At 74.4% G+C, this 26909-nt stretch carries 24 protein-coding genes and 1 pseudogene; 12 read left to right on the top strand and 13 right to left on the bottom strand.

The window, feature by feature from the left end; genetic code table 11:
- Positions 1–633 precede the first annotated feature (633 nt).
- From JKP75_RS24505 to JKP75_RS09805, 4 genes and pseudogenes are all read left to right on the top strand, one after another.
- Positions 634–1032 (top strand): annotated as a pseudogene (locus JKP75_RS24505) (MFS transporter); the annotation flags it as partial.
- Between the two features lie 73 nt (positions 1033–1105).
- A complete protein-coding gene (locus JKP75_RS21110; protein WP_242473275.1) occupies positions 1106–1501 on the top strand; it encodes an MFS transporter in 396 nt (131 codons plus the stop codon).
- Positions 1498–2556: a phosphotransferase family protein gene (locus JKP75_RS21105; protein ID WP_309229724.1), complete on the top strand. Its 1059-nt coding sequence runs from the start codon at positions 1498–1500 to the stop codon at positions 2554–2556. Before JKP75_RS21110 ends, JKP75_RS21105 begins: the two co-directional genes overlap by 4 nt.
- Positions 2553–3311 carry an SDR family oxidoreductase gene (locus tag JKP75_RS09805; RefSeq protein WP_309229723.1) on the top strand — a complete coding sequence of 253 codons (759 nt, stop codon included), beginning with the start codon at positions 2553–2555 and terminating at the stop codon, positions 3309–3311. The genes JKP75_RS21105 and JKP75_RS09805 overlap by 4 nt, the downstream gene beginning before the upstream one ends.
- Before the next feature lie 24 nt (positions 3312–3335).
- Here the strand turns inward: JKP75_RS09805 and JKP75_RS09800 are convergent, their stop codons facing one another.
- From JKP75_RS09800 to JKP75_RS09790, 3 genes are all read right to left on the bottom strand, one after another.
- Positions 3336–4472, bottom strand: coding sequence for an acetate/propionate family kinase (locus JKP75_RS09800; RefSeq protein WP_200491605.1), 1137 nt, complete (start codon positions 4470–4472; stop codon positions 3336–3338).
- Entirely contained in the window at positions 4469–6916 is a 2448-nt protein-coding gene (locus JKP75_RS09795) for a phosphoketolase (RefSeq protein ID WP_200491606.1), read from the bottom strand. The genes JKP75_RS09800 and JKP75_RS09795 overlap by 4 nt, the downstream gene beginning before the upstream one ends.
- 76 nt (positions 6917–6992) lie before the next feature.
- Positions 6993–7535 carry a flavodoxin domain-containing protein gene (locus tag JKP75_RS09790; RefSeq protein ID WP_200493018.1) on the bottom strand — a complete coding sequence of 181 codons (543 nt, stop codon included), beginning with the start codon at positions 7533–7535 and terminating at the stop codon, positions 6993–6995.
- 174 nt (positions 7536–7709) lie between these two features.
- On the opposite strand from JKP75_RS09790, the gene JKP75_RS24500 reads away from it, so the two are divergent.
- Positions 7710–8168, top strand: a complete 459-nt coding sequence (locus tag JKP75_RS24500; protein ID WP_375539243.1) for a response regulator transcription factor — start codon at positions 7710–7712, stop codon at positions 8166–8168.
- Positions 8152–8400: a response regulator transcription factor gene (locus JKP75_RS24495; RefSeq protein ID WP_375539242.1), complete on the top strand. Its 249-nt coding sequence runs from the start codon at positions 8152–8154 to the stop codon at positions 8398–8400. Before JKP75_RS24500 ends, JKP75_RS24495 begins: the two co-directional genes overlap by 17 nt.
- A 50-nt stretch (positions 8401–8450) precedes the next feature.
- On the opposite strand, the gene JKP75_RS09780 is transcribed toward JKP75_RS24495, so the two are convergent.
- The gene (locus JKP75_RS09780) at positions 8451–10163 is read right to left on the bottom strand and encodes a GAF domain-containing sensor histidine kinase (RefSeq protein ID WP_200493017.1); all 1713 of its coding nucleotides are present in this window, start codon (positions 10161–10163) and stop codon (positions 8451–8453) included.
- Positions 10164–10289: 126 nt separating this feature from the next.
- Positions 10290–10928: an SRPBCC family protein gene (locus JKP75_RS09775; RefSeq protein WP_200493016.1), complete on the bottom strand. Its 639-nt coding sequence runs from the start codon at positions 10926–10928 to the stop codon at positions 10290–10292.
- Positions 10929–11130: 202 nt separating this feature from the next.
- Between JKP75_RS09775 and JKP75_RS09770 the strand changes: the two genes are divergently transcribed.
- Entirely contained in the window at positions 11131–12120 is a 990-nt protein-coding gene (locus JKP75_RS09770; protein WP_200491611.1) for a universal stress protein, read from the top strand.
- Between the two features lie 22 nt (positions 12121–12142).
- Here JKP75_RS09770 and JKP75_RS09765 read toward each other — a convergent pair whose 3' ends face one another.
- The gene (locus JKP75_RS09765; protein ID WP_200493015.1) at positions 12143–13273 is read right to left on the bottom strand and encodes an Acg family FMN-binding oxidoreductase; all 1131 of its coding nucleotides are present in this window, start codon (positions 13271–13273) and stop codon (positions 12143–12145) included.
- Positions 13274–13467: 194 nt separating this feature from the next.
- Between JKP75_RS09765 and JKP75_RS09760 the strand changes: the two genes are divergently transcribed.
- Positions 13468–15963, top strand: coding sequence for an HAD-IC family P-type ATPase (locus tag JKP75_RS09760; protein WP_200491613.1), 2496 nt, complete (start codon positions 13468–13470; stop codon positions 15961–15963).
- 61 nt (positions 15964–16024) lie between these two features.
- On the opposite strand, the gene JKP75_RS09755 is transcribed toward JKP75_RS09760, so the two are convergent.
- From JKP75_RS09755 to JKP75_RS22675, 6 genes are all read right to left on the bottom strand, one after another.
- Positions 16025–16945: a universal stress protein gene (locus JKP75_RS09755; protein ID WP_200491614.1), complete on the bottom strand. Its 921-nt coding sequence runs from the start codon at positions 16943–16945 to the stop codon at positions 16025–16027.
- Between the two features lie 47 nt (positions 16946–16992).
- The gene (locus tag JKP75_RS09750; RefSeq protein ID WP_200493014.1) at positions 16993–19401 is read right to left on the bottom strand and encodes a glycoside hydrolase family 65 protein; all 2409 of its coding nucleotides are present in this window, start codon (positions 19399–19401) and stop codon (positions 16993–16995) included.
- A gap of 32 nt (positions 19402–19433) precedes the next feature.
- Positions 19434–19808, bottom strand: a complete 375-nt coding sequence (locus tag JKP75_RS09745) for a DUF5335 family protein (protein ID WP_200491616.1) — start codon at positions 19806–19808, stop codon at positions 19434–19436.
- 184 nt (positions 19809–19992) lie between these two features.
- Complete coding sequence (locus JKP75_RS09740) at positions 19993–20784, bottom strand: hypothetical protein (protein ID WP_200491617.1); 792 nt, start codon at positions 20782–20784, stop codon at positions 19993–19995.
- Positions 20781–21185, bottom strand: a complete 405-nt coding sequence (locus JKP75_RS22680) for a putative PEP-binding protein (RefSeq protein WP_200493013.1) — start codon at positions 21183–21185, stop codon at positions 20781–20783. Before JKP75_RS22680 ends, JKP75_RS09740 begins: the two co-directional genes overlap by 4 nt.
- A complete protein-coding gene (locus JKP75_RS22675; RefSeq protein ID WP_200491619.1) occupies positions 21185–21784 on the bottom strand; it encodes a putative PEP-binding protein in 600 nt (199 codons plus the stop codon). The genes JKP75_RS22680 and JKP75_RS22675 overlap by 1 nt, the downstream gene beginning before the upstream one ends.
- A 462-nt stretch (positions 21785–22246) precedes the next feature.
- Here JKP75_RS22675 and JKP75_RS23840 point away from each other — a divergent pair, with 462 nt between their 5' ends.
- From JKP75_RS23840 to JKP75_RS09710, 4 genes are all read left to right on the top strand, one after another.
- A complete protein-coding gene (locus JKP75_RS23840) occupies positions 22247–23764 on the top strand; it encodes a pentapeptide repeat-containing protein (RefSeq protein ID WP_200491620.1) in 1518 nt (505 codons plus the stop codon).
- A 109-nt stretch (positions 23765–23873) separates the two neighbouring features.
- Complete coding sequence (locus JKP75_RS09720) at positions 23874–24485, top strand: hypothetical protein (protein WP_200491621.1); 612 nt, start codon at positions 23874–23876, stop codon at positions 24483–24485.
- A 493-nt stretch (positions 24486–24978) separates the two neighbouring features.
- Positions 24979–25479, top strand: a complete 501-nt coding sequence (locus tag JKP75_RS09715) for a hypothetical protein (RefSeq protein WP_200491622.1) — start codon at positions 24979–24981, stop codon at positions 25477–25479.
- Between the two features lie 67 nt (positions 25480–25546).
- Positions 25547–25936, top strand: coding sequence for a hypothetical protein (locus tag JKP75_RS09710; protein ID WP_200491623.1), 390 nt, complete (start codon positions 25547–25549; stop codon positions 25934–25936).
- Between the two features lie 541 nt (positions 25937–26477).
- Here the strand turns inward: JKP75_RS09710 and JKP75_RS09705 are convergent.
- Positions 26478–26879, bottom strand: coding sequence for a hypothetical protein (locus tag JKP75_RS09705; RefSeq protein ID WP_200493012.1), 402 nt, complete (start codon positions 26877–26879; stop codon positions 26478–26480).
- Positions 26880–26909: the final 30 nt, after the last annotated feature.

Genomic DNA, 26909 nt, shown 5'->3' with positions numbered 1-26909 from the left:
CCGATGGGCCGGGGCCCGACCAGACGGCGGACGCTCACGGTGGAGCAGGCCTCCCGGGGCGTCCGGTGTGGCAGGGTGCGGAGACACGCCCCGACGCCGCCGAGGTGCCGGCTGCCGCGCGCGGGCGCCGGTCGAGGAGGGCCATGAGCGGGGAAGCCGTCCGCCACGTCGACGGGCCGGTCCTGTCACCCGAGGTCCCGGTGCCGGCGGTTCCGGTGCCGGGCGAGGCGCTCCCACCCGTTCCACCGGAGCCTGCGGTGCTCGGCGGGATGGCGATCCTGCGGCTCGGCGGCTTCCTGGTGCTGTACCTCAACTCCGCGGCGGTCTTCCTGGGCGTCATGGCGCAGGCGATCGCCCGCGGCTGGCTCGCCTTCGAGCTGACCGGGTCGAACGCCGCCCTGGGCGGGATCCTGCTGGCGTTCGGCGTGGCCCTGCTGCTGGCGACCCCGTGGGGCGGCGTGGCCGCCGACCGGTTGCCGAAGCGGATGGTGCTGCAGCTCTCGGTGCTGCTGCTGGCGGTGTCGAGCGCCGGCATCGGGCTGGCCGTCGTCTTCGACGTCATCGCCTACTGGATGCTGCTGGTGGGCCAGCGTGCTGCAGGCGGCGGGGTTCGCGCTCTTCGGCCCGGGCCGGATGGCCTTCCTCGCCGAGCTGGTCCCGCGCGGGTCGATGCCCGCGGCCGTCTCCCTGCTGATGGTCAACGCCGAGGTGAACCGGGTGGCCGGGCCCGCGCTGGCCGGAGTGGTCATCGGTTCGGTCGCCTGGGGCATCCAGGCGGTCTTCCTCGTCAGCGCCGGTCTGGCGGTCGTCGGCCTGATGCTGACCGCCGCGCTGCCGGCCGGGCGGCCGGGGGAGCCGTCGGGCCGCTCCCCGCTGGGCGAGCTGGCCGACGGCGTCCGCTACGTGCACCGGCACCGCGAGCTGAACGCCCTGGTGTGGTGCGGCGTCGGCGTCACCATGCTCGGGATGCCGTACCTGGCGTTCATGCCGACCATCGCCAGCGACCTGTTCGACCTGGGGTCGGCCGGCTACGGGGTGCTGTCCGCGACCTCCGCCGTCGGTGGTGTCGCGGCGGGTCTCCTCCTCCGGGCGGCGTGGCGCGTGGGTGCGGCGCCGGCGGGTCTTCGTGGGCGCGGGCGCCCTCTTCGGCCTGGCCATCTGCTCGCTCGCCGTGGCGCCGACCGCCTACGTCGCCGTCGTCGTGCTGCTCGTCGTCGGCGGGGCGATGCTCGCCTTCCAGACCAGCAACCAGTCGCAGCTGCTCGACCTGACCGATCCGGAGTTCCAGGGGCGGGTGCAGGGCCTGGTCATGCTGAGCTTCGGCGCCTTCGGCATCGCCGCCCTCCCGCTGGGGCTGCTCGCCGACTTCCTCGGGCTGCGCTGGACGCTCGCCGGGATGGGCGCCGGGGTGGTCGTCGTCGTGGCCGCCTACGCGCTCGCCGGCCGGCGCAGGACGGCGAACGCCCGACGGCAGGGCGCCGGCACGGCGAGGGACGCGTGACCACGACGCCGGGCGACGTCGACCCGGCGCTGGTGGACGTCGCCGCCCTCGGGCGCTGGATGGACGACCAGGGCCTGCCGAGGGGCGAGTTCGGCCAGTTCGACCCGATCCCCGGCGGGACCCAGAACGTGATGCTGCGGGTGCGGCGGGGCGGACGTCGGTACGTGCTCCGCCGCCCGCCCCGGCACCTCCGCCCGCGCAGCAACGACGCGCTGGTCCGGGAGATGCGGGTGCTGGCAGCACTCGCGTCCACCCCCGTGCCCGTCCCCGCCGTCATCGCGGCGTGCGCGGACCCCGGCGTTCTCGGCGGGGCCGTCTTCTACCTCATGGAGGACGTCGACGGATTCAACGCGACCGTCGAGCTGCCGGAGCCGCACGCCGGCGACCCGGCGCTGCGGGCCGCGATGGGCCGCAGCGCCGCCCGTGCCGCGGCGGTCCTCGGCGAGATCGACCACGAGGCCCTCGGGCTGGGCGACCTCGGGCACCCCGAGGGGTTCCTCGAGCGGCAGGTGGGCCGGTGGCTGCGCGAGCTGGACTCCTACGCCGCGCTCGACGGCTACCCGGGCCCCGAGATCCCCGGCGTCGGCGAGGTGGCCCGCTGGCTGGAGCGGCACCGTCCGCCGGCGGCCCGTCCCGGCCTCGTGCACGGCGACTTCCACCTGGCCAACCTGCTGTTCTCCCGCACCGGCCCGGAGGTGGCCGCCGTCGTCGACTGGGAGATGGTCACGGTCGGGGATCCGCTGCTCGACCTCGGCTGGCTGCTCGCGACGTGGCCGGCGCAGGACGGCGCCCCCGGCTCGCAGCGCCCCTCGGCGCTCGCCGCGGCCGGCGGGCTGGCGACGCCGGACGAGCTGGTCGCCTGCTACGCCGAGCACAGCAGCCGCGACCTCTCCGCGATCACCTGGTACCGGGTGCTGGCCTGCTTCAAGCTCGGCATCGTGCTGGAGGGGACCCACGCCCGCGCCTGCGCCGGCCTGGCCCCGGTGGCGGTCGGCGACCAGCTGCACGCGCACACCCTGGCTCTGTTCGCCCAGGCCCGGACGCTGATCCGGTGACCGACCCGCTGTTCGACCTGACGGGCAAGGTCGCCCTCGTGACCGGTGGGAGCCGCGGCCTGGGCCGGGCCATGGCCGGCGCGTTCGCCGCGCACGGCGCCGACGTGGTGATCGCCAGCCGCAAGCTCGAGGCCTGCGCGACGGCGGCCCGCGAGATCGCCGAGGAGCACGGGGTCCGGGCGCTGCCGGTCGCGTGCAACGTCAGCTCCTGGGACCAGTGCGACGCCCTCGTCGAGCGGGCCTACGCGGAGTTCGGCCGGGTCGACGTCCTGGTCAACAACGCCGGGCTCTCGCCGCTGTACCCGAGCCTGGACCTGGTGGGCGAGGCGCTCTGGGACAAGGTGGTGGCGGTCAACCTCAAGGGGCCGTTCCGGCTCACCGCGCTGGTCGGCACCCGGATGGCGGCCGGCGCGGGGGGCTCGATCATCAACGTGTCGTCCGTCGCCGCGATCCGCCCGACGCCGGCCGAGCTGCCCTACGCCGCGGCGAAGGCCGGGCTGAACACCCTCACCGAGGGGTTCGCGCACGCCTTCGGCCCCACGGTGCGGGTCAACGCCATCCAGGCCGGCCCGTTCCTCACCGACATCTCCACCGCCTGGGACCTCGACGCCTTCGCCGAGCGGGCTCGGAAGACGATCGCCCTGGAGCGCGCGGGGGAGCCCGGCGAGGTCGTGGGTGCCGCCCTGTTCCTCGCCGGTGCGGCGTCGTCGTACTGCACGGGTGCGGTGCTCCGCCTCGACGGCGGGTACCGGTGAAGCCCGCCGGCGAGCGGGCGCTCCTCACCCGGCAGCACGGCCTCGACCGGAACCAGCAGGGGCGGCACCCAGCGCGTCGAGCACCTGCTGGCGGATCTCGAGGTCCTCGCGCGCCGTGACGACGACGGTGCGGGCGGCGGCGCCGTCCGCACCGATGTCGGCGTCGGCCGTGGCGGCGATGTTCCGGTCGGCGTCGACGGCGACACCGACGTGCCCCAGCGCGTCCGCGACCGCCTGCCGCACCTGCCACGCGTGCTCGCCGACGCCGCCGGTGAACAGGAGCAGGTCCAGCCCGCCGGTGGCGGCGGTCATGGCCGCGATCTCGCGGTACAGCCGGTGCAGGTAGACGTCGACGGCCAGGGCGCAGCGCGCATCCCCGGCGTCCCGGCCGGCCAGGACGTCGCGGAGGTCGCCGGACTCCGTCCCGGACAGGCCCTTGAGGCCCGCGTGGTGCTCCAGCACGTCGGCCAGCTCCGGTTCGGGCACGTCGCCGTGCTCGAGCAGCCAGAGCAGCAGCCCGGGGTCCAGCGTGCCCGGCCGGGTGTTCATCACCAGCCCGGCCAGCGGGGTGAAGCCCATCGTGGTGTCCACCGAGACCCCGCCGCGGACGGCGGCCAGCGACGCCCCCGCGCCCAGGTGGCAGGAGACGACGCGCAGCTCCTCGACCGGCCGGCCCACCAGCTCCGCGCCCCGGCGGACGGCGTAGGCGTGGGACAGCCCGTGGAAGCCGTACCGCCGCAGCCCCCAGCGCTCGTTCCACTCGTGCGGCACCGCGTAGGTGGCCGCCGCGGCCGGGATCGTGGCGTGGAAGGACGTGTCGAAGCAGGCCACCGCCGGCACGCCGGGGAGCAGCTCGCGCACGGACCGGACGCCGGCCAGCGCGCGCGGCTGGTGCAGCGGAGCCAGGTGCGCGATCGAGTACAGGGAGGCCACGAGCAGGTCGTCGACGACCGCGGGCCCGGTGTGCCGGGGGCCGCCGTGCACGACCCGGTGCCCGACGGCGTCCACCTCGCCGCACGACCCGAGGAACTCCGTCAGCGGGTCCAGGTGCCCCTCGCCGCGCCAGCGCTCTACCGTCGTCGCCGCGGTCACCGCGCCGTCGTCGTCCAGGCGGGTGAGCTTGAGACTGCTGGAGCCGGCGTTGACGACGAGGACCCTCATCCCGCCTCCGGCTCGTGCAGCGGGTCCGGGCCCGTCGTCGTGGGGCCGGGCTGCCCCGACCACTGCCAGTTCCGGATCTCGGGCAGGTCCTCGCCGTGGGTCCGGACGTACTGGCGGTGCTCGGTGATCATGTCGCGCAGCCGGTCGCGGGCGTGCGCGCCCACGGCGCGCAGCCGCGGCACCCGGTCGATGACGTCGATGGCCAGGTCGTAGCGGTCGATGCGGTTCATCACGCAGATGTCGAACGGGGTCGTCGTGGTGCCCTCCTCGACGTAGCCGCGCACGTGGAAGTTGTCGTGGTTGGTGCGCCGGTAGGTCAGCCGGTGGATCAGCCACGGATAGCCGTGGTAAGCGAAGATCACCGGCTTGTCGCGGGTGAAGTAGGCGTCGAACTCGCGGTCGGAGAGCCCGTGCGGGTGCTCGCGGTCGTCCTGCAGCCGCATGAGGTCGACGACGTTGACGAGGCGGATGCGCAGGTCGGGGAAGAACCCGCGGAGGATCTCGACGGCGGCCAGCGTCTCCATCGTCGGGATGTCACCGGCGCAGCCGAGCACGACGTCGGGCTCGGCGCCGGCGTCGGTGCTCGCCCACTCCCAGATGCCGATGCCCTTCGTGCAGTGCGCGACCGCGGCGTCGACGTCCAGGTACTGCAGCGCCGGCTGCTTGCCGGCGACGATCACGTTGACGTACTGCCGGGTGCGCAGGCAGTGGTCGGCGACCGACAGCAGCGTGTTGGCGTCCGGGGGCAGGTAGACCCGGATGACGTCGGACTTCTTGTTGACGACGTGGTCGATGAAGCCGGGGTCCTGGTGGGAGAAGCCGTTGTGGTCCTGCCGCCAGACGTGCGAGGTGAGCAGGTAGTTGAGCGAGGCGATCGGCCGCCGCCACGGGATGCCGTTCGTCGTCTTCAGCCACTTGGCGTGCTGGTTGAACATCGAGTCGACGACGTGGATGAACGCCTCGTAGCAGGAGAAGAAGCCGTGCCGGCCGGTGAGCAGGTACCCCTCCAGCCAGCCCTGGCACAGGTGCTCCGACAGCACCTCCATGACCCGCCCGCCGGGGGCGAGGTGGTCGTCCCCGGGCAGCCGCTGCGCCATCCAGGCCCGGTCGGTGACGTCGAGGACGTCGCCGAGCCGGTTGGAGTTGTTCTCGTCCGGTGAGAACACCCGGAAGGTCGTCATGTTCTCGCGCATGACCTCGCGCAGGAAGCGCCCCAGGACGCGGGTGGACTCGACCGCCCCCGTGCCCGGCGCCGCGACCGGCACGGCCTGGTCGCGGAAGTCGGGCATGCGCAGCGGGGAGAGGAGCTTGCCCCCGTTGGCGTGCGGGTTGGCGCTCATCCGGCGGTCGTGCGCGGGGTGCAGGTCCCGGACGGCGGGCACCGGCGCGCCGTCGTCGTCGAAGAGCTCCTCCGGCCGGTAGCTGCGCAGCCACTGCTCGAGGACGGCGCGGTGGCCGTCGTCGTCCCGGGCGTTGGTGAACGGCACCTGGTGCGCCCGCCAGGTGCCCTCGACCTGGACGCCGTCGACGACCTCCGGGCCGGTCCAGCCCTTGGGGGAGGCCAGCACGATCATCGGCCACCGCGGCCGGACGGTGACGCCGTCGACCCGCGCCCTCCGCTGGATCGCGGCGATCTCGTCGAGGCAGCGGTCGAGGGTGGCGGCGAACTGCTGGTGCATGGTGGCGGGGTCGTCGCCCTCCACCAGGTAGGGCGTGTGCCCGTAGCCGCGCAGCAGCTCGAGGAGTTCCTCGCGCGGGATGCGGGCCAGCACGGTCGGGTTCGCGATCTTGTAGCCGTTGAGGTGCAGGATCGGCAGCACCGCGCCGTCGGTGGCCGGGTCGGCGAACTTGTTCGAGTGCCAGCTCGCCGCCAGCGGCCCGGTCTCGGCCTCGCCGTCGCCGACGACCGCGGCGACCACGAGGTCGGGGTTGTCGAACGCCGCCCCGTAGGCGTGCACGAGGGCGTAGCCGAGCTCACCGCCCTCGTGGATGGAGCCCGGGGTCTCCGGGGCGACGTGGCTGGGGACCCCGCCCGGGAAGGAGAACTGGGTGAACAGCCGGCGCATCCCCGCCTCGTCCTGCGAGACGTCCGGGTAGTAGTGGCTGTACGTGCCCTCCAGCCAGGCGGCGGCGACCGGGCCGGGCCCGCCGTGCCCGGGGCCCATCACGTAGATCATGTCCAGGTCGCGCGCGGTGATGGCGCGGTTGAGGTGGGCGTGCACGAAGTTCAGCCCGGGGGTGGTGCCCCAGTGGCCGAGCAGCCGGGGCTTGATGTGCTCCGGCCGCAGGGGTTCCCGAAGCAGCGGGTTGCCCATGAGGTAGATCTGCCCGACCGAGAGGTAGTTGGCGGCCCGCCACCAGGCGTCGAGGCGGGCGAGTTCGTCCCCGGACAGCGGGCCGGTGGCGTCGGAGGGGAGCTCGGGCCGGGTTGCGACGGCGTCCATCGCCCGATCTCACCGGAGCGGCCCGACCTCGGCAATGCCCGCCGTCCCGGTGGCCACCGGACCCCGCGGGAGCTGTTCACCGGGAGCCGGCATCGAGCGGCGACGACGCGAGGGCACCGGCGACCTCGTCGGCCCACGCGTCGATCGCGGGCCAGTCGCGCTGGTCGCCGGGGTGCTGGCGGGCGAGGCGGTAGAAGAGCCGTCCCCACAGGGGAACCCCGTCCATCCGGACCACGCCGCCGAACAGCCGGTGGTCGCGCGGGTGCAGCTCGCCGGGCAGCCCCCGGGCGACGCGCGCGGCCTCCTGGTGCGCCATCCACGTCCGGGTCCGGCCGCGCGGGTCGATCCCGGCCACGCTGAAGAACCAGACCGGGCGCCCCCGCACCACCGGTGCGAGGCGTTGGGCGAGCCCGCGGGCCGGGGGCAGCCAGGCCATGTCGTGCACCGCGCTCCCGATCACGAACGCGTCGAACCGGTCGAGCTCCACCCCGGGCCCGGCCGGGAGCATCGCCACGTCCGCGACCGCCCGGAGCCGCCCGCCGATGCGTTCGGCGATCTCGCGGGTGGACCCGGACGCGGTCGCGAAGGCGACGAGGACCTGCCTGCGGGGTTCGGTCATGCGCCCACCGTGGCGGCCGCGGACCCCGGCCCGGGAGAGGCCGAGGCCGCCGCCACCCGGGGCCGGTGGTCGCGCCGGGAGGAGCCGAGGACGGGACCTTCGACTCTGCGTGCGGTGCACCGTCGGACGCCTAACCTCGGGCGCAGGGACGGTGGCAGGGACGGAGCGGATCCCGTGGGGACGACGGACGACGGCGCGGCGGTGGGGGCCATCCGGGTCTTCCTCCTGGACGACCACGAGATCGTCCGGCGCGGTGTCGCCGACCTGCTCGAGAGCGACCCCGCGATCACCGTCGTCGGCGAGGCAAAGAACGCCAAGGAGGCGGTCGCCCGCATCCCCGCGCTGCGGCCGGACGTCGCGATCCTCGACGTGCGGCTGCCCGACGGCGACGGCGTCACCGTCTGCCGGGACGTCCGCTCCCTCGTGCCGGAGCTCAAGGTCATCATGCTGACCAGCTACAGCGACGACGAGGCGTTGTTCGAGGCGATCATGGCCGGCGCCTCGGGCTACCTGCTCAAGCAGATCCTGGGCCAGGACCTGGTCAACGGCGGTGCGGACCGTGGCGGCGGGCGGTTCCCTGCTGGACCCGACGGCGACGACGGCCGTGCTCGAGCGGATGCGGCGGGCTGCTGAGCCCGCGGGGCCGCTGGCGAAGCTCAGCGAGCAGGAGCGCACCGTGCTGGAGCTCATCGGGGAGGGGCTGACCAACCGGCAGATCGGCGAGCGGATGTACCTGGCCGAGAAGACCGTGAAGAACTACGTCTCCCACCTGCTGGCCAAGCTGGGGCTGGAGCGGCGCACCCAGGCGGCGGTCCTGGCCACGGAGCTCCGGGGCACCGGGGGCCCGGCCCGCCCGGAGCGCTGACCCCGGAGCGCTGATCCCGGAGCGCTGACCCCGCGGCTCGGATCCGGCGCTCACCCGAGCGGGGCCCACCACCGGAGCCGCGTGCCGCCCTCCGGCCGAGCCTCGACGGTGGCGCCGCCGCTGCGCCGGACGGCGCGGTCGCTGAGGTTGCGCAGCCCGCTGCGGGGCGCCCGCGCATCGATGCCGCGGCCGTCGTCCAGGACCTCCAGCACCACCCGGTCGGTCACCTCCAGGGTGACGGTGACGTGCTGGGCGCCGGAGTGCCGGGCGGCGTTGCTCACCGCCTCGCGGGTGACCGCCTCGACGTCGGCGGCGAGGTCACCGCCGACCAGGCTGTCCACCGGCCCCGACATGCGCACGGTGGGGGAGAGGTCGCCCGCCGTCTCGGTGACGACGTCGAGGACGCGCCGCCGGAGGCTGCTGCCGGCGTCGGCGTCCTCGGTGGTGTGCAGGTCGAAGATCGTCGTCCGGATGTCCCGCACGGTGCCGTCCAGTTGCTCGATCACCGCACGGATCCTCTGCTGGGCCTGCGCGTCGGTCACCCGCGGCAGCACCGACTGCAGGCTCAGGCCCGCGGCGAACACGCGCTGGATGACGAGGTCGTGGAGGTCCTGCGCGATCCGGTCACGGTCCTCGAAGACGTCCAGCCGGCGGGCCGTGCGCTGCTGGTCGGCCAGGTCGAGGGCCACGGCCATCTGGTCGCCGAACGTGCCCACGAGGGGGGCCAGCGCGGGGTCGAACGCCTCGCCACCGGCCCGCCTGGCGGCGACCAGGAGCGCACCCGCGGCCCGCAGCTGGACGGCGATGCAGGGGCCCCAGCCGATGTGCGCGTTGGGGCCGTCGTAGGCCACCCCGCTCATGTCCAGGACCACCACGCCCTGCGTCTCGGCCACCGCGGCCAGCAGCGGGGCCTCCGACGGGAGGAGCCGGGCGCCCGCGGCGTCCTCGAGGTCGGCTCCGGCCTGGGCGCGCACCGTGTACCGCGAGTCCTGGGGGTCGGGCCCCATGAGCATCCAGGCCGCGTCGGCTCCGGTCAGCTCCCGCACGCGGTCGACGATGAGGTCCAGCGCCTCCTCGGGCGGCACGTCCCCGAGCAGCCGTTCGCGGACGTCGCCGGCGGCCACCGACCACCGCCGCCGCAGCTCGCCCGCCTCGAACAGGCGCGCGTTGTCGATGGCGATGCCCGCCGCCCCGGCGAGCGCGGTGAGCACGGCCTCGTCCTCCGCGGTGAAGGGGCCGCCGCGCTTCTCGGTCAGGTAGAGGTTGCCGTAGACCGCCCCGCGCACGAGGACCGGGACGCCGAGGAAGCTGCGCATCGGCGGGTGGCCCTCGGGGAAGCCCACGGACGACGGGTGCGTGGAGAGGTCGTCGATCCGCAGCGGGTAGGGCTCCGCGATGACCTGACCCAGCACGCCCTTGCCCTCCGGCAGGTGCGGCATCGACGCGACCGCCTCGGCGTCCATCCCGGCGTGGACGAAGGCGGACAGGCCGCCCTGGGTGCCGAGGACCCCCAGCGCGCCGTACCGGGCGTCGACGAGGCCGATCGCGGACTCCACGATCCGCCGCAGCGTCGAGTCGAGGTCCAGGCCGGTGGACACGCTGAGGAACGCGTCGAGCAGCCCCTGGACCCGCTCCTGCGTGCGGGCCACCGCCCGCAGCCGCTCCTGCACCTCGTTGAGCAGCTCCACCAGCCGCATCCCGGCCAGCAGGTCATGGCTCGACGACCTGTCTCCCGGCCGGTCGCCCGGCCCGTGTCCCGGCATCGCTCCGTCCCGTCCGCTCGCACGGAGGCCACCGGGGCCACCTTGGACGGCGGCTCCGGCCGCTGCTGGTGACGGTGGCACCGCGCCGCGTGAGCGGTCAAGGGAGCCCGGCGCCGCGGCGGGGCGTCAGCGCCGCTGGGCGCGCTCGGCGATGCCGCGCAGCATCCGGCGGGTCATGACGAGCGTGACCGGCTCCATCACCCGGTTCGCCACGCGGAGGCCGACGCCCCGCGGTCGACGCGCGACCGACCGGGAGAGCAGCCGGCACCGGCCGGGACCGTGCGGTAGCAGGTGGAAGGACCACACGGCGTCCCACGGGTGCTCCGGCGGAGCCTGGCGCAGCACCAGCGCCCGCCCGGGCACCACCTCGGCCACGGGGAAGGAGTAGCCGGCCGGGATCGCCCGGTACCCCTCGGGCACGACGACGACGCGGTCACCGGCGGCCAGGTGCTGCCACTCCTCGCGGATCTCGTCGGTGGAGTGGATGTCCAGGCCGAGCAGGTTCTCCAGCCGGTCGTAGCTGTACATGCCGCCGCGGTCCTGGCCGATCTGGACCAGCCACGGCCAGACCGCCTCGGGAGGGGCCTCGACGGTCACCGCCAGGGTGGTCCGCTCGACCGGGCCGGGGACGAGCTCGTCGCCGGGGAGGACGCGGGACACCTCCCCGGAGCTGGCACCCCAGTTCCGGGTGGCGTGCAGCAGCTGCGCAGCCGAGGCACCCACGCCGGCGGTCAGCAGGGCGCGCTGCGCCAGGGACAGGGGCATCGGTCACCTCGGGTCGACGATCCGGCCGGCTCCACGGCGACGCTAGGTGCCCCGGACCACCGGTGCGGCGGCTAGAGGGCACAGCCGGGCGGGCCGAAGGTCACCGCCGGCCGGGACGTCGGCCCTCGTCCGCCCCCGGCCGTCCGGACGCAGGCTCGGGTCCGAGGCCCGGCGCGTGTCCGGGCGGAGAGCCGAGGACGACGTGACGACGGAGCGGACGCCTGCGGAGGCCGACGGGCACGGCGACGCGGACGGCGGTCCGGCGCGGTGGGTCGTGGGCGTGGACGGGTCCCCCGGGGCGCGCGCGGCCCTCGTCTGGGCGCTGGCCGCGGCGGCCCGGGCGGGCGCGACCGTGGAGCTGGTGAGCGCCTACCCGGTGGACTACTACTGGGCCGACCCCTACCTGGTCGACAGCCGCCGGCTGGACGAGGTCCGGGCGGACACGGCGCGCCTGGTGCTGGACGCGGTGGACGAGGCGCTCCGGGATGCGGCGGTCGCCGCCGTCCCCGGGATCTCCGCGTTGAGCACCGAGGTCACCGTGGTCGGCGGCGCGGCGGCGGAGCACCTCGTCGCCGAGGCCGAGGGCGCGCAGCTGCTGGTCGTGGGCAGCCGCGGCCGGGGCGGCGTCCGCAGCACGCTCCTGGGGTCGGTCGCCCTGCACTGCGTGGCGCACGCGCCGGTCCCGGTGGTCGTCGTGCACCCCGGGGTGGTGCAGCCCCCGCCCCGCGTCGTCGTCGGGATCGACGACTCGGCGACGGCGCGGGCGGCGCTGGCGCGGGCAGCGCGGGAGGCGCAGGTGCTGGGCGCCGAGCTCGAGGTCGTCGCCGCACAGCAGCCGGTGGCCTACTGGAGCGAGGTGCACGCCGTGTACCTGCCCCCCGCCGCCGAGGCCCGCGCGCAGCTCGAGGAGCGCGCCGAGCAGATCGTCGCCGAGGTGCTGGGCCCCGGGACGACGGCGCGGCTGAGGCTGGAGGACGGCGCCCCGGGGGAGGTGCTGACCCGTGTGGCCGACGGCGCGGCGCTGCTCGTGGTGGGCAGCCACAGCCGCAGCCGGATCGCCGGCATGCTGCTGGGCTCGGTGGCGCTGCACGTCGTCGTGCACGCGCCGTGCCCGGTCATGGTCGTGCACCCGGAGCGCACCCGTCGGGCGGGGAAGCCGGCGGCGCAGCCGGCCGCTGCCGCGTCGACCTGACCCGCGCGGAGGGTGCCCCGCCTCACGCCCAGGTGGTCCCACCCCGGCCGTCGGGAACCGGCCGGGAGGCGGGTGCCCCCGCGTCGGGGAGGAGCGCCGGATCCGGTTGCTCCAGGGGCTCGTGCGGGACGTGCAGGCCGGGCCGGCGGGTGCCGCTCTCCACGACGTCGTCGCGCAGGCGGTGCGGAGGAGCGGGCGTGGGCGCCGCCCGGCCGATGCGGAGCAGCATCTGCGGATGGGCGTCCCAGGTCAGGGCCGACCGGAGCTGCGTGCGGGTGACGGGCACCTCCACCGCCGAGCTCAGCGGGCTGGCGGCCCAGCCGTGCAGCGTCAGCACCAGGAGCAGCCGCTCCAGCGCCTCGCCGGCGCTCAACCAGGCCGCCCGGTCGTCGAGCGGGGTGGCGAGCAGGACCAGCGTCTGACCGGAGGTCGAGCGGGTCTCCGGCGGCAGTTCACCGGTGCCCGTGCTGTCGAAGTCGCGGAGCGGGAGGTCGTCGTGCTGCAGGCCGTCGACGTGCGGCACGACCGCCGGGGGCACGCCGTCCCCGCTGTCGGGTGACCTGGTGGTCCAGCGGCGCAGCTCCGCGCGGTACGCCGGATCGGCGTTCTGCAGGGCGTCCGCCCGCTGGGTGAGCGCTGCCACGAGCCGCCGGTGGTCCGCGGACCGGACGGGGATCAGCTGGACGCCCTCCTCCGCGGCGACGGCGACCAGCTCGCCCAGCAGCTCGTCGGGCAGCTCGGCCGCGGTGAAGGCGCGCCGGTTCGTCCGGCGGTCCGGGACGGCTCCGGCGAGCGCGGTGAGGGCGGCGTCCACGGCGCCCTCGACCGGAGCGAGCACCGCCAGCAGATCGGGATCACGCGGATCGGGGCACCGCCGCACCGCGGTGGCCCACCCCGACGCGGCGAGGGCGACCCGTGCGTTGGCCAGGGCGGCGCCGACGCTCTCGGTGAGGGCCCGCCCCACCGGATCGAGCACCGCCAGCTGACGGCCGCGGTCGGCGCGGAGCTCCAGCCGGTCGCCGTGCAGCACGAACCGCCAGGGCTGGGTGTTGTGCACCGAGGGAGCCAGCCGCGCCAGGTCGACCGCGGTCTCCAGCGCCTCCGCCACGGTCGGGCGGGGAGCGGGGTGGGTGGGGTCGGCGTGCGGTGCCATGAGGGCTCCTCGGTGCGGCTGCACGGTCCAGCCTCGGCGGCGCCGGCGGTCCCCACCCGGGGCCCACGTCACCTCCCGCGCGCCGAACGTCCCGGGGACGCGGACCCCGGCCGCGGGCCGGTCGTGGCCGAGGTCTCAGGAAACGGGGCCTTCGGACCCGGCCGGCGAGGGGACCGCCGGGCCAGGATGGCCCGGTGTCCCACCCCGGTCCCGTGCCCGTGCGGGCCGGGGAAGAGCCCGTCACCCGCCCGACCGGGCTCACCGCCGCCGAGGTCGCGCACCGGGTCGGCACCGGCGCGGTCAATGCCGGCGCTGCGCGGACCAGCCGCACGCTGACGCAGATCCTGCGGGCCAACGTCTTCACGTTCTTCAACGCCCTGCTGGCGGTCCTGTGGGTGGTGTCGGCACTCGCGGGCCGCTGGCAGAACACGCTCTTCGGGGGCGTGGTGGTGGCCAACGCGGCCATCGGCATCGTCCAGGAGGTGCGTGCCAAGCGGACCCTGGACCGCCTCGCCGTGCTGAGCGCGCCGCGTGCCCGTCCGGTGCGCGACGGCCGGGAGGAGGAGGTGGCGGTCGAGCAGGTCGTCCTCGACGACCTGCTGGTCGTGCGGGCGGGCGACCAGGTGCCGGTCGACGGGGTGCTGCGTGACGGCGCCGGTCTCTCCGTCGACGAGTCGCTGCTCACCGGCGAGGCCGACGCGGTCGCCAAGGGGGCGGGTGACCAGCTGCTGTCCGGGTCGGTGGTGCTGGCCGGCGCCGGGCGGATGCAGGCCACCGCGGTGGGGGAGCAGGCCTACGCCGCGCGGCTGGCGGCCGAGGCGCGGGTCTTCACCCGGGCGCGGTCGGAGCTGCAGGACGGGACGAACCGCATCCTGCGCTGGATCGCGGCCGGGCTGCTCGTCGTCGGCCCGCTGGTGCTGTGGAGCCAGTTCCGCGCCGAGGACAACGTCGACTGGCGCGACGCGGTCACCGGCACGGTCGGCGCGATGGTCGGCATGATCCCGGAGGGCCTGGTCCTGCTGACCACGCTGGCGTTCCTGGTGGCGACGCTCGGCCTGGCCCGGCGCCAGGTTTTGGTGCAGGAGCTGCCGGCGGTGGAGGGGCTGGCCCGCGTCGACGTCGTCTGCCTGGACAAGACCGGCACGCTCACCCACGGCGACGTCGCGTTCGACCGCCTCGAGCCGCTCGCGGACGGCGCCGCGGCGCCCGCCGCGCTGGCGCTGCTCGCCGATGCCGACGGCGGCAACGCCACGGCTCGCGCCCTGGCGGCCGTCTTCTCCGACACCGGCGGTCAGGCGAGAGCGGACGCGGTGCCGTTCTCCTCGGCGCGCAAGTGGTCGGCGGTCCGCACGGCGACGGGGACCAGCTGGGTGCTGGGCGCGCCGGAGATGGTGCTGCCGGCGCCCGCCGGGCCCGCGCAGGAGCAGGCGCGGGCGCGGGCCGACGCCCTGGCCGCCGAGGGCCGCCGGGTGCTGCTGCTGGCCCGGTCCCCGCAGCCCTGGTCCGGCGACGCGGCCGAGCCCGACCTGCCCGGTGCGCTGGTGCCCGAGGCGCTCGTGGTGCTGGCCGAGCGGATCCGGGAGGACGCCGCCGAGGTGCTGCGGTACTTCACCGAGCAGGGGGTCGCCCTCAAGGTCATCTCCGGGGACAACCCGCGGACGGTGGGCGCCGTGGCCGCGGCGGTGGGCGTGCCCGGGATCGCGGGCGCCGGCGATGCCGTCGACGCCCGGTCGCTGCCGGACGACCCGGAGGAGCTGGGCGCCGCGGTCGAGGCCGGGAGCGTCTTCGGCCGGGTCACCCCGCACCAGAAGCGCGCGATGGTGCGGGCCCTGCAGGCCCGCGGGCACGTCGTGGCCATGACGGGGGACGGCGTGAACGACGCGCTGGCGCTCAAGGACGCCGACATCGGGGTGGCCATGGGGACCGGCGCCCCGGCCACGCGGGCGGTCGCGCAGCTGGTGCTGCTCGACGGGCGCTTCGCCCACCTGCCGCACGCCGTCGCCGAGGGGCGGCGGGTGATCGCCAACATCGAGCGGGCGGCGAACCTCTTCCTGGTCAAGAACGTCTACAGCCTCGTGCTGGCCTTGGTCACCGTGGTGACCCTGGTGGCCTACCCGCTGGCGCCGGTGCAGCTGACGCTCATCTCCACGCTCACCATCGGCGTCCCCGGCTTCTTCCTCGCACTGGCCCCGAACCGCCGCCGGTACGTGCCGGGCTTCCTCAGCCGGGTGCTCCGGTTCTCCGTGCCCATCGGGATCGTCATCGGTGCTGCCGCCTACACCGGATACGCAGCCACCCGCTGGCTCGACCCCGGCGCGGGGGTTGCCGAGGGGAGGACGACGGCGACCGTCGTCGTCCTCGTCGTCGCGCTGTGGACGCTGGTCGTGCTGGCCCGCCCGCTCACGCCGCGGAGGGTGGCCCTGATCGGGACCATGGCCGGCCTCTCGGCGGGCGCCGTCGCGCTCCCCACCGTCCGGACCGACGTGCTCCTGCTGGAGCCGACCGCGCAGGGGATGGCCGTGGCGGCTGCCCTGGGGGTCGTCGCCGGGCTGCTGGTGGAGCTCGTGGGCCGGCGAGGTGGCCTCCCCTCCGACGGTGTCTCCGACCCCGCGGCGGACCGCCGACCCGGTGACCGAGGGGTTCGCGTCCCTGGCGTCGGTGCCCAGCCGACGCCCCGGGGGACGCCGTGACCCGGCTCCACGACCTCGGTGGTCCCGCGGACCCCGTGCCCGTCCCGCCGAGCGGGCCCGGTCAGCGCGCCCCGGGTCTTCCGGCCTCCGCCGGTCCGGCCCCGGGGACGACCTCCACCGGGCAGCCGGCCCGGTGCAGCACCGCGTTCGTCGTCGACCGGAGCGTGCCCAGCGGCCCGCCGGGCCGGTGATGCCGGCCGACCACGAGGAGCTCCGCGGTCAGGGCCGCCGACAGCAGCACGTCCGCGGCCCGGGCCTGCTCGACCACCCGGCGGACGGGCACGTCGGGCCGGCGGGTCGTCCGGGACGTCAGGAGGTCGTCCAGGAGGGACTCCTGGCGCCGCTGGGCGGCGTCGGCACCGATCAGGGGGTCGAGGACGACGTGGGCCGCTCCGGGGAAGGGGTGCCGCCAGGTGTGCACGGCCACCAGTCCGCAGTCGCGCGCCTCCGCCGCGTCGAACGCGGCGTCCAGCACCGGGTCGTCCTCCGGTCCGTCGACACCGACCACCACGCCGGACCGGCCGGTGACCGTGGACCCGGCGCGCAGGGGGACGACCAGCACCGGGCACGCAGCGTGCCGGGCGACGGCCGACGCCGTGGATCCCAGGACGACGTCGTCGATCGAGCCGCTGCTCCGGGACCCGACGCAGAGCAGCTGCGCCGACCTGCTGGCGGCCACCAGCACGTCGGGAGCCGCGCCCACGTGCATCCGGGATCCGACCGTGAGGCCGGGGACGCGTCGCCGCAGGGTGTCGACCGCCGTCTCGAGCACCAGTTCCGCCATCACGTGCATCGCGGCCCGTCCGTCGAACCCCTCCGGCGCCGCGACCCGCGCGCCCTCCGGCCACGGGAACGCGAACAGCAGCTCGACCGGGGCACCCCGTCGGCGCGCCTCCTCCGCGGCGAGCTCGGCCGCCGCCCAGGCGTCGGCGGAGCCGTCGAGCCCCACGACCACCGGGGCCGGGCTGGTCGGATCGGTCACGGGATCTCCTCTGCGTCGGGGGATGTCCTCGGGGGGCCGAGGAGGCGTCAGTCACCGCGTCGCCGGCGCAGGGGGATGGCGAGGCTGCCCCGCGGATCGAGCCTGAAGTGCTTGTCCCGGACCCGCACCGGCAGCACCGTCGAGCCGGTGGAGGAACCGCCGACGGTGAGCGTGTCGTGGTCGATGGTCACCTCCACCTCGCTGTGCCGCCGGTAGCGCAACCGGAACCGCACGCTGCCGAGGGCGTCCGGCAGGAAGGGGTCGAAGCCCAGGACCTCCTCGCGTGTCTCCAGGCCGGTGAACCCGCGCTGGAGCAGGTCGAGGGTCCCGGCCATGGCGCCGAGGTGGATCCCTTCTCCCGTGGTGCCGCCCTGCACGTCCGCCACGTCGCTCTCGAGGGCCTCGAGGAACCAGTTCCACGCCCTCCGCCGGTCCCCCCGGGCCAGGACCCACGCGTGCACGACCTTCGACAGGGTCGACCCGTGGCTGGTGCGCTCCAGGTAGTACGCGACCGAACGCGGGATGGTGTGCCGGTCGTGCGGGTACCCGAGACGGTCCAGGACGGCGTACAGCTCGTCGGACGTGAGCAGCTGGAACAGCATGAGGACGTCGGCCTGCTTGGACAGCTTGTAGTCGTTGGGGCTGCGTCCCTCGGCCTCCAGGATGCGGTCCAGCCGGCTGATGTCGCCGTAGCGCTCCCGGTACCCGGCCCAGTCGAACTCCTCGAGCTGGTCGTACCCCCTGAACTGGAGCAGCACGCCGTCCGCCCAGCACAGCCGGAGCTTCCGGCTGACGTGCTGCCAGTGCTCCAGGTCCGCGCGGCGGATGTCCAGGAGGTCGAGGAGTTCGTGCCGTCGGCCCGGGAGGAGCACGTCGAGGCACTCGAGCGCCCGGGTGAGCGTCCAGGCCGCCATCACGTTGGTGTAGGCGTTGTCGTCGAGCCCCGGGGAGTCCGCGCCGGGCAGGGCGTCGTGGTACTCGTCGGGGCCCATCACCCCGCAGATGTCGAAGCGGTCCCCGACGGGGTCGTAGCTGGCCAGGTCACCCCAGAACGCGGCCACGGACAGGATGAGTTCGGCGCCGTACTCGCTGAGGAAGTCGACGTCCCCGGTCGCCTCGTAGTACCGCCAGGTGTTGTTGTAGGCGACCGCCAGGCCGATGTGCCGCTGCAGGTGGGAGTTGTCGGGCAGCCACCGCTGGGACCGCGGGTTGAGGTGCATGGTCTGCGTCTCCTCGCGACCCGTCGAGCCGCTCTGCCAAGGGAACATGGCTCCTCGCCGGCCGACGGCCCGGGCGCTCGCGCGGGCCTGCGGCAGGCGGCGCCAGCGGTAGAGCAGCATCGCCCGGGCCACCTCGGGCAGCCGCAGGTTCAGGAAGGGGAGCACGAACACCTCGTCCCAGAAGACGTGGCCGCGGTACGCCTCACCGTGCAGTCCCCGCGCGGGGATGCCCACGTCCAGGTCGACGCTGTGCGGGGAGACGCTCTGCAGCAGGTGGAACACGTGCAGCCGGAGCACGAGGGTGGCGCGGACCGGGCCGGTGATCCGCACGTCGCACCGGGTCCAGAGGTGGTCCCACGCCAGCTCGTGCCGGGCGAGGACGTCGGCGAAGCTCCCGGCCCGGGCGATCTCGTCACGTGCCGCCTCACCGGGTTCGCCGATGCCGCGGTCGCGCGAGGTGCACAGAGCGGCGATCTTCTCGACGGTCACCGGTCGGCCCGGATCGACGGCCAGGACGAGGTCGACCGCCGCGCAGCCCGGCTCCGTGGCCGTCTCCGTCCCGGCCGTGGCGGGCCGTCCGTCGACGAGCACGCGGTGCCGGGCGGCCAGGCTCACGACGACACCCGACTGGACGGTGCGGGCGTCGAGCCCGAGGACGTCGCCGTCGACCACGGGCCGGAGGTCCACGAGGTGCCGCCCGTCCAGCCCGCGGTACCGGGCGACCCCGTCGTTGGTGACCCGCCCGTCCAGGGCCGAGCGGACGGTCAGCGTGCCCGACCAGTTCTCGGCCTCCACGGTGAGGTCCAGGGCGGCCAGGCACGGGTCGGCCATGGAGACCAGGCGTCGCTGGGCCACCCCGGTCCGCCGCCCCTGCTGGTCCTCGACGACGAACCGGCGGGTCAGCACGCCGCGGCGCAGGTCGAGCTCCTGCACGTATCCGGTGACGGCCAGGGCGGAGAGGTCCAGCCAGGCGCCGTCGTCGATGCGGAAGGTGAGCGACTGCCAGTCGGGCAGGTTGACGATGCTCTCGTTCTCCAGCCGGTGGCCGTCGACCACGTCGGGCAGGCGGTCGAACACGCCCGCGGCGTAGGTCCCGGGGTAGGACCCGTTCCCCGCTCGGTTCTCCGGGGCGGCGGCGCGCGTGGCGAACCGCCCGTTGCCCAGCGCGCACAGCGACTCGCGCAGCGCCTCCGCGGAGGGATCCCACCCGTCGTAGCGGAGCAACCACCCCGTCATGCCGACGTCCCTCGCCGCGCCCGCCGCGCCGGCTACGGCTGCGAGGAACCGTGATCGCCGCGGTCGGAACGCCGCAGGATGCTGATCAGCGTGGTCGTACCCGACGCGTCGGTGACCTTGAGCGCTCCGCCCTGCCGCACCACGTCGAACTGGATCTCGGTCGGGTGCTCGATCACGTGGCGCAGCTGCACCGGGAACCGCGGTTCGCTCCCACCGACGGACACGACGAGGACGTCGTCCTTGTGGTCGTAGGTGATGCCGGAGAACGGCAGCCGCTCGACCATCGATGCATCGCCGCCCTCCGCGTCGAGGATCTCGATGGTCACCTCGTTGCCTGCCGAGGCGGCGCTGAGCCGCTCGGTGAGCGTGCCCCAGTCGGCGCGCTGCTCCACCGTGGTCTCGGACATGACGCTCCCTCCTCCGTCTCCCGGTCCCCGGCCGCGCCTCCGGCGTCCTGGGGCGGGCGTGGCACCACCGTGGACCCGGCGGGTCCTGCGGGGGAGCGGCCCAAAGGCCGGGAGGGTGGGGACTTCGGACCCCGCCCGACCTGGAGCACCGCCGAGAGGCAGGTCGGGGCGACCGCGCACCGGGTCACCCGATCCTGATCAGGGCCTGGGGGTGGTCGTCCCAGCACAGCGCCGACCGCGCCTCGGCCCGGACGAGGGGGACGGCGAGGGCGGAGGGGACCACGCTGGCGGTCCAGCCTCGGTGCGCCAGCTCGAGCAGGACGCGTTCCAGCGCCTCTCCCGACCGCAACGCGGCGAGCTCGTCGTCGGCCTCGGTGGCGAGGAGCAGGAAGACGTCCCGGTCCGCGCGCTCTCCCGCGCCGGTGGCCGCGCCCGAGGCGTGCCCGAGCACGGAGCCGGCCTCCCGGTCGAACTCCTCCACCGCGCGGCGGCCGTCGTCGGACGTGATCGGTACGAGCACTGCGCCTTCGAGCGCCGCCACGCGGCCCAGGTGCGACAGCAGGGTGGGCGAGGGCACCCGTGCCCGGGTGGTGCGACGGCCGAGCGGCCCTCCGGCGGCCACGGCGGCGAGCGGAGCGAGCCCCGCTTCGAGAGCTCGTGCCACGGGACGCAGGACGGCGACCAGCTCGGGGTCGTCCGGGCGGGGCAGGCGGTCGACCTCCACGGCCCAGCCCTGCCCGGCCAGCGCGACCCGGACGCCGAGCACCAGGGCTCCGACACCCTGGACGTCTCGGCGCGGGGGAGACCACGTGCCGGATGCCCCGGGCGTCCGATCGACGCGCACCTCCAGCCGGTCCGGGTGCAGGACAGGGGCGCAGGGAGGTACGTCGCAGAAGGCCGAGGTGAGCGTCGCCCGGCCGGCGGCCGTCTCCAGCGCAGCCATCCGTTCGTCGAGCTGCGACAGCCGGCCGGTCACCGGGACACCGCCGACGAGGGGGCGGCGCGGTGCGCGGCCTCCAGGAGTAGACGCCGCTCGGCGGTGGCCAGCGCCCGCCGCGTGGCGGGTACGGCGGCCGGCTCGACCGAGACGGAGGTGATGCCCGCGCGCACGAGGTGCTCGACGAACTCGGGACGTCGGGACGGTGCCTGCCCGCAGAGGCTCGACGGGATCCCCGTCCGCCGGGCTGCGGCTATGACCGCGTCGATGACGGCGAGCACGGCGGGGTCGGCCTCGTCGAAGAGCTCGGCGAGGTCGCCGGAGTCCCGGTCCACCCCGAGGACGAGCTGGGTGAGGTCGTTGCTCCCGATGGAGACGCCGTCGACGCCCAGTCCGACGTACTCGGGCAGCCAGTGCGCCACCGACGGGACCTCCGCCATCACCCAGGCCGCAGGCCCCGCTGCCGACCGAGCGGGGAGTCGTCGACGAGCTGGAGGCACGCCTCCAGCTCCCACTTCGTGCGCACGAAGGGGATCATCAGGCCGACGGCCGGGAACTCCTCCCGCACCCGGGCGAGCGCGGCCAGCTCGAGGCGGAAGAACGACGGGTCGTGGACGTACCGGTAGCAGCCGCGGTAGCCGATCATCGGGTTGTCCTCGACGGGCTCGTACACGTCGCCGCCGGTGAGGCCGCGGAACTCGTTGCTGCGCAGATCGGCGGCGCGGTACGTGACCGGGCGGGGCGCGAACGCGCCGGCGATCGTCCCGATCGAGGCGGCCAGGTCGGAGACGACCTGCTCGGACTCCCCGGCCGCGATCAGCGCGGAGGGGTGCTGCCCCCGGAGCGCCCGGGTGAGGAGCGAACGCGCGGGCGATGGCCGGCAGATCGGCTTCCCTCGCCCGACGGACGAGGTAGGCCCAGACCAGTACGCGCAGGACGCGGTGCAGGCCGTAGAGGCACACTCCGACGCCCGCGAGGACGGGCGCGTCTCACTCTCGCGGTCCCGTGAGCACCATGCGCGCCTGGAACCGCAGCGCATTCACCCGGTGGTTTCGTTGCAACCCCAACTCTCCATCGACTCCGCCGGCCTTCTCGTGGCCCCGATGAACTTCGCCGCGTGCACGCTTCTCGATCGGGCTCGCTCCGCATTCGCCTGCACAGGACCCTGAGCGCTGCGGTTCACCTTCCGGAGGGGCGCGTCGCGGAGTCGGCGCGGCTAGCCTGCTGCGGTGCCGAACCCGCCGCGTCCAGGACCTCGGGCGCTGCCTGAGTTCCGCGGCACTGCCCACGCCCGTCCGGACCGAGTGGTTCGTTCTCAGGTCGAGGCGTTCGTCCTGGAGCAGTACACGGCGGGCCGATCGCTGCGTAAGCAGGCGAAGCTCACCGACTCACCGCCCAGGGCGCGCGACAGATGGTCCTGCACCTGGCGCCGGCCACCCTCAGCGGCGACGAGGACCCCGTCCTCGGCGGCGAGGACGCCGAGGAGGGGTAGCCCGCCCCGGTGAGCACCGCAATCGTCGTCGCCGTTGGGGTCACCGCCGTGCTGATTGCGGTGGCGACGCTGCTCTTCCCGCTGCCGCGACGGACGCGGCAGCCCGGCCACGCGGAGGCGCCCCGGCGGCGGGAGAAGATCCGCCAGCGGCTGCAGCAACGGCGCCCGCTCCTGCTGACCTATCTCGGGCTGGTCGTGATGGTCGCGGTCGTGGCCGTTATCTGGGTGCTGCCGGCGGTGCTCACCCGCCACCCGCATCTCAACGAGCCTGCCGAGCGGCATCAGGCGATTGCCGACACCCGGACCGGCCTGGTGGCCATGCTGGTTGCGCTCGGTGCTGCGGGCGGCCTGGCCTACACCGCCCGGACCTACCGACTCAGCCGGGAAGGTCAGATCACCGACCGCTACTCGAAGGCCGTCGAGCAGCTGGGCAGCGACAAGCTCGAGGTCCGCCTCGGCGGCATCTACGCCCTCGAAAGGCTGATGCACGACAGCCCAACCGACCAGCCCACGATCATGGAGGCACTCACCGCTTACGTCCGCCACCACGCACCGCGCGCACCGGGGGAGGCGCCGCCTGTGAGGGAGCGGCGCGTCGCCGGGCATCGCCGCCGCCACACGCCAGCTGTCCCGGAGCACCCGGCCGAGGACGTCCAGGCCGTGGTCACCGTGCTGGGCCGACGCCGTCGCGTGGCTGGCGAGAACCCCATCGAGCTACCGGTCACCATGCTCCGCAGAGCCAGGCTCGACGGTGCGTACCTGGCCGGTGCCCAGCTCTACGGTGCGGACATGACCGGCGCCCAGCTCGACGGCGCGGAACTGACCGAAGCGCATCTCGACGGGGCAGACCTGACCGGCGCCTGGCTCTTCGGGGCGGACCTGAACGGCGCCCAGCTCCTCGGGGCGGACCTGACCGGCGCCCAGCTCCTCGGGGCGGACCTGACCGGCGCCCGGCTCGACGGGGCGAACCTGACCGGCGCGACTCTCCACAACACGATCCTGACCGGCGCCCGGCTCGTCGGCGCGAAGCTACCCGGTGCTGTGCTCCCCGACTCGGACCTCAGAGGCAGGAACTTCCAGCGAGCGACGCTGACTGACGCCATGTTCGCCCGTTCGAACCTCTCCGATGCTCAGTTCGCCGGCGCCGACCTGACCGGCGCCACCCTCTCCGCGGCGGATCTGCGCGGTGCCTTCCTCTACGACGCCAAGCTGGTCGGTGCTCACCTCGTCCTCACCAGGCTGCACAACGCCGATCTCTGCGAGGCAGACCTGACCGGCGCTGACCTCCACGACGCCAAGCTGGTCGGTACCCAGCTGCCCCGCGCAAGGCTGGCCAACGCCAACCTTCTCCGCGCGGATCTCACCGACGCGGACCTCACCGGCGCGGATCTCACCGGCGCGAATCTCACCGAGGCCGACCTCACCAATGCACGACTTACCCGTGGTGGACTCAGCGCTCCGCAGATGGCTGGAGCGCGAAACGTCGACCGGATCCGGTGGTACGAGAAGACGCCCGACGACGAGTAGACCCGCTGAAGGAGCCGCGACGCTGATCGCCGCCATCCTCGCGAGTAGTGCGTCGAACGCACCGTCACTGGCGCTTACAGAATGTGATGGCGCGGGTAGCCTGCCCGCCATGGAGAAGTGGCTGTCGGATGTGCTGCGGCGTGGGTCGGTGCGGATGCTGACCTCCTTGCCAGTGGCGGCGGCCCTGCCCCTGGACGACTGGCCCGGGGCCGATGGCTACAGCGCATGCTGGCCCGACCTCTTCGGCAACCATCTGATCTTCGTTGCCCGTCGCGGCGCCGGGTCGACCGCCAGCGTCCACCTGTCCCGCGAAGGCTGGGTCAAGCGCCGGGTCGAAGGCGGCCAGGTGTCGGAGACCCGCTTGCGCCCAGATGAGCGGGCGTTCGTCGCCCTCTGCTGGAGTTCGTCGTCGGCGGTCCGCCACGATCGGGAGCCGATGCGCGCCCTGTCGCGCACCGCTGATGCCGCCGAGGTGGCCCGCTGGCAGGCGATGGTCGAGGAACCCGAGGTGCTCATCGCGCTGACCGCGGTCACGGGCTGGGCCGACTGCCGGTGCGGGGCGCGCATCTGCCGGGTCGACGGCCACTGGTGCCATCCTCGTGTCGACGGCGCTCCGGGCTCGCGCAAGTGCCGGACCGCCGCGCTCGAGCGCGGCGAGGACGCCGACGCCGCCATCGCGGCCGGCACACTGCACGCGACCTGGTCCGCCGAACCGATCTGACGCCTGGACACAGGGCCTCAGTCCCACCACAGCAGGTCGATCCACGGCGCACCGGTCCGGCGCCGGAAGCCGGGGTCCGAGCTCATGACCGTCATGGTGGCGCGCGACGACAGGGGCCGACAACCGCTCCATCTGCGGCTCGGGACGCCCACGGACGGCGTTTCACATCGACGCTGGCCGCTGTCGGGCTGGCGTCAACGCTCGGCGAACAGGTGTGCAGCAGGACGGGCGCCGTTCAGCACGGCTCCCAGGTCTGCAGGATGGCGGGTCGGCCGGGCTGCTCGACCGTCGAGCTGGGCGGGTTCAGGCCGGCGGGCCACTCGATGACGGCCACACCCCACGTCGGGTCGCCCCCGTCGCATGGGGCCCCGTGAACCTGACGCGGCCGGGCACGCTCCAGACCACCGCGCCGACGTCGGTGATGTTCTCCCGGAAGTACCGTGTGTCCAGGCTCGCCTTGACGACCCCGATCACGGTCGTGCCTCCGGCCGCGGTGAGGACCGCTTTGCGCAGAAAAGCGGCGAAGGTGGAGCTGGGCACGCTGCGGGAGCTCGAGGCCCACCCCTCCACTGACGCCGACGAGGTGTGGGAGCTGCGGGACGCCGGCCGCGACCCCTACACGCCGGCCTCGGACGCGTTGGCTCAGCTGCTTCCCGCCGACCAGCGGTTCACCGACGTGCACGCCGGCATGCTCGGCCGGGACGGCAGTCGCCTCGACTTGCGCAGCGGCCCGGTGCAGGTGCCGCAACGGATGCGGCACGCCCTGCTCCGCCAGCGGACCGTGTCGGTGCTGCGCAACGGGCCGGCCGACTACCCGCTGCTCACGCTGTTCGACAAGTACGTGCCCGACCCTCACTGGGCCGTCGGGGCGCCGGCCCACCAGGCCACGATGTCCAATGCGCGCAGTTCGGTGATGGGCCGGCGGCCGGCGCTCGTCCGCGCGGCGGGACATCGAGGCAATACCGATCAATCATTGGTTCAATGTGTTGCGTAAAGTGATGAACCTACGGTTCAATGGTTTCGCCGGCGAGGTGCCGGCGCCACCAACGAGAGGGCCCACCATGGTCACCGACCCCACCACCCCGCACGAGCTGCTCAACCTCGCCAACGAGCTGGAAGCGACCGCTGAGCGACTGCGGGCGATCGCCCAGCGGACGATGCAAGGAACCCCGAACCGCGACGAGGAGGCCGTTCTCGCCCTCACCGACGCCGGCAGGGACCTCGTGCGCTACCTGCTCACCCAGGAGCAGGAGCGAGCCGACTACGGCAAGGCCCTGGAGGACCTCGGCATCACCGGCCCCTCACTCGGCGGCGTCGTCGGCGGTATCAAGCGGCGAGAGCTGGCCAAGATGCCGCCTGTCGTCGACTACGAGCTCATCGAAGGCACGAAGGACGACTGGCGGGTGCTCATCAACCAGCGATACGTCGAGGCAGCCCGCAAGGTCCTGTAGTTCACTGCTGCGCTCCGCTGCGACCGAAGGGCCGGCACTCCCGCGGGGTGCCGGCCCTCGGCGTGTCCCGGTGCAGGCGACCGCCCCTGAGAACCCCTCCGGTCGCACCCACAGCGCCCGACTTTAGGGCTGCGACCAGAAGGGTGCTGATTCTGCGCGCCAAGGGTGCACGCTCCCGAACCCGCTCGTAGATTCCCACCCTGGCCTGGGGCGTTGCAGATCTGCGAAGACCCCGAAGTGTCGTTCGGCGGAACGGGAGTGTCACTGGTCGGACTCGTTGAGTGGGGAGTGTCGTTCGGCGAACGTCCGCGAAGTGTCGCTCGGCGGAGCACCGCAGGTCGGACGCCGACACTCTCGCCGGATTCCACGCGAGGCGCCTCCTGCCATGCCCGCCGATCTGCTTATCGCGCTGAACACCGGCCCGGTCAGCATGAACCGCCGGCTGACCGCACGGGCCTAGCCGACGTCACCGGGGCGCATAACGACCTACCGCGCCAACGGGCCCACCGGGGCACCGGTAGGCCCGTAGTGCACGTTGTCGCTACTGCTCGCCCTGCACGGGACGCTCGAACAACTGCTGCTTGAGCTTGGCGAGCTCATCGAGGCGCTCCTTGAGGTAGTGGTCGGTGGTGCTGCCGCCGTCGTGGGCCAGGTGCAGCTTGGCGGCCTGCTGGTCGGCGGCCTTGAACACGATGCGCCCGCTGGTGTGCCTGACGTCGTGGCAGCGGAGCTCGATGCGCTCGGTCCACGGCAGGTTGCGGCGGACGCGGGCGAACAGGCTCTCGATGCGCTTGCGGGTGATGGGCCGGACGTGGCGGTAGACGAAGTTGCCGTCGGCGTCAAAGGTGTCGACCGGTCGGCCGTAGAAGACCGGCGAGGTGTCGGTGAGCGCCGGGACGCCGTGCCGGCGCTCCTCGGGCGTCGCATCCGGCGAGGCGGCCACCCGCGGCCCGCGGGCCAGGGCGTGGGTGAG

Source organism: Blastococcus sp. TML/M2B (genome assembly GCF_016612865.1).
Lineage (GTDB): Bacteria > Actinomycetota > Actinomycetes > Mycobacteriales > Geodermatophilaceae > Blastococcus.
This window is presented reverse-complemented; position numbering and strand designations above follow the sequence as displayed.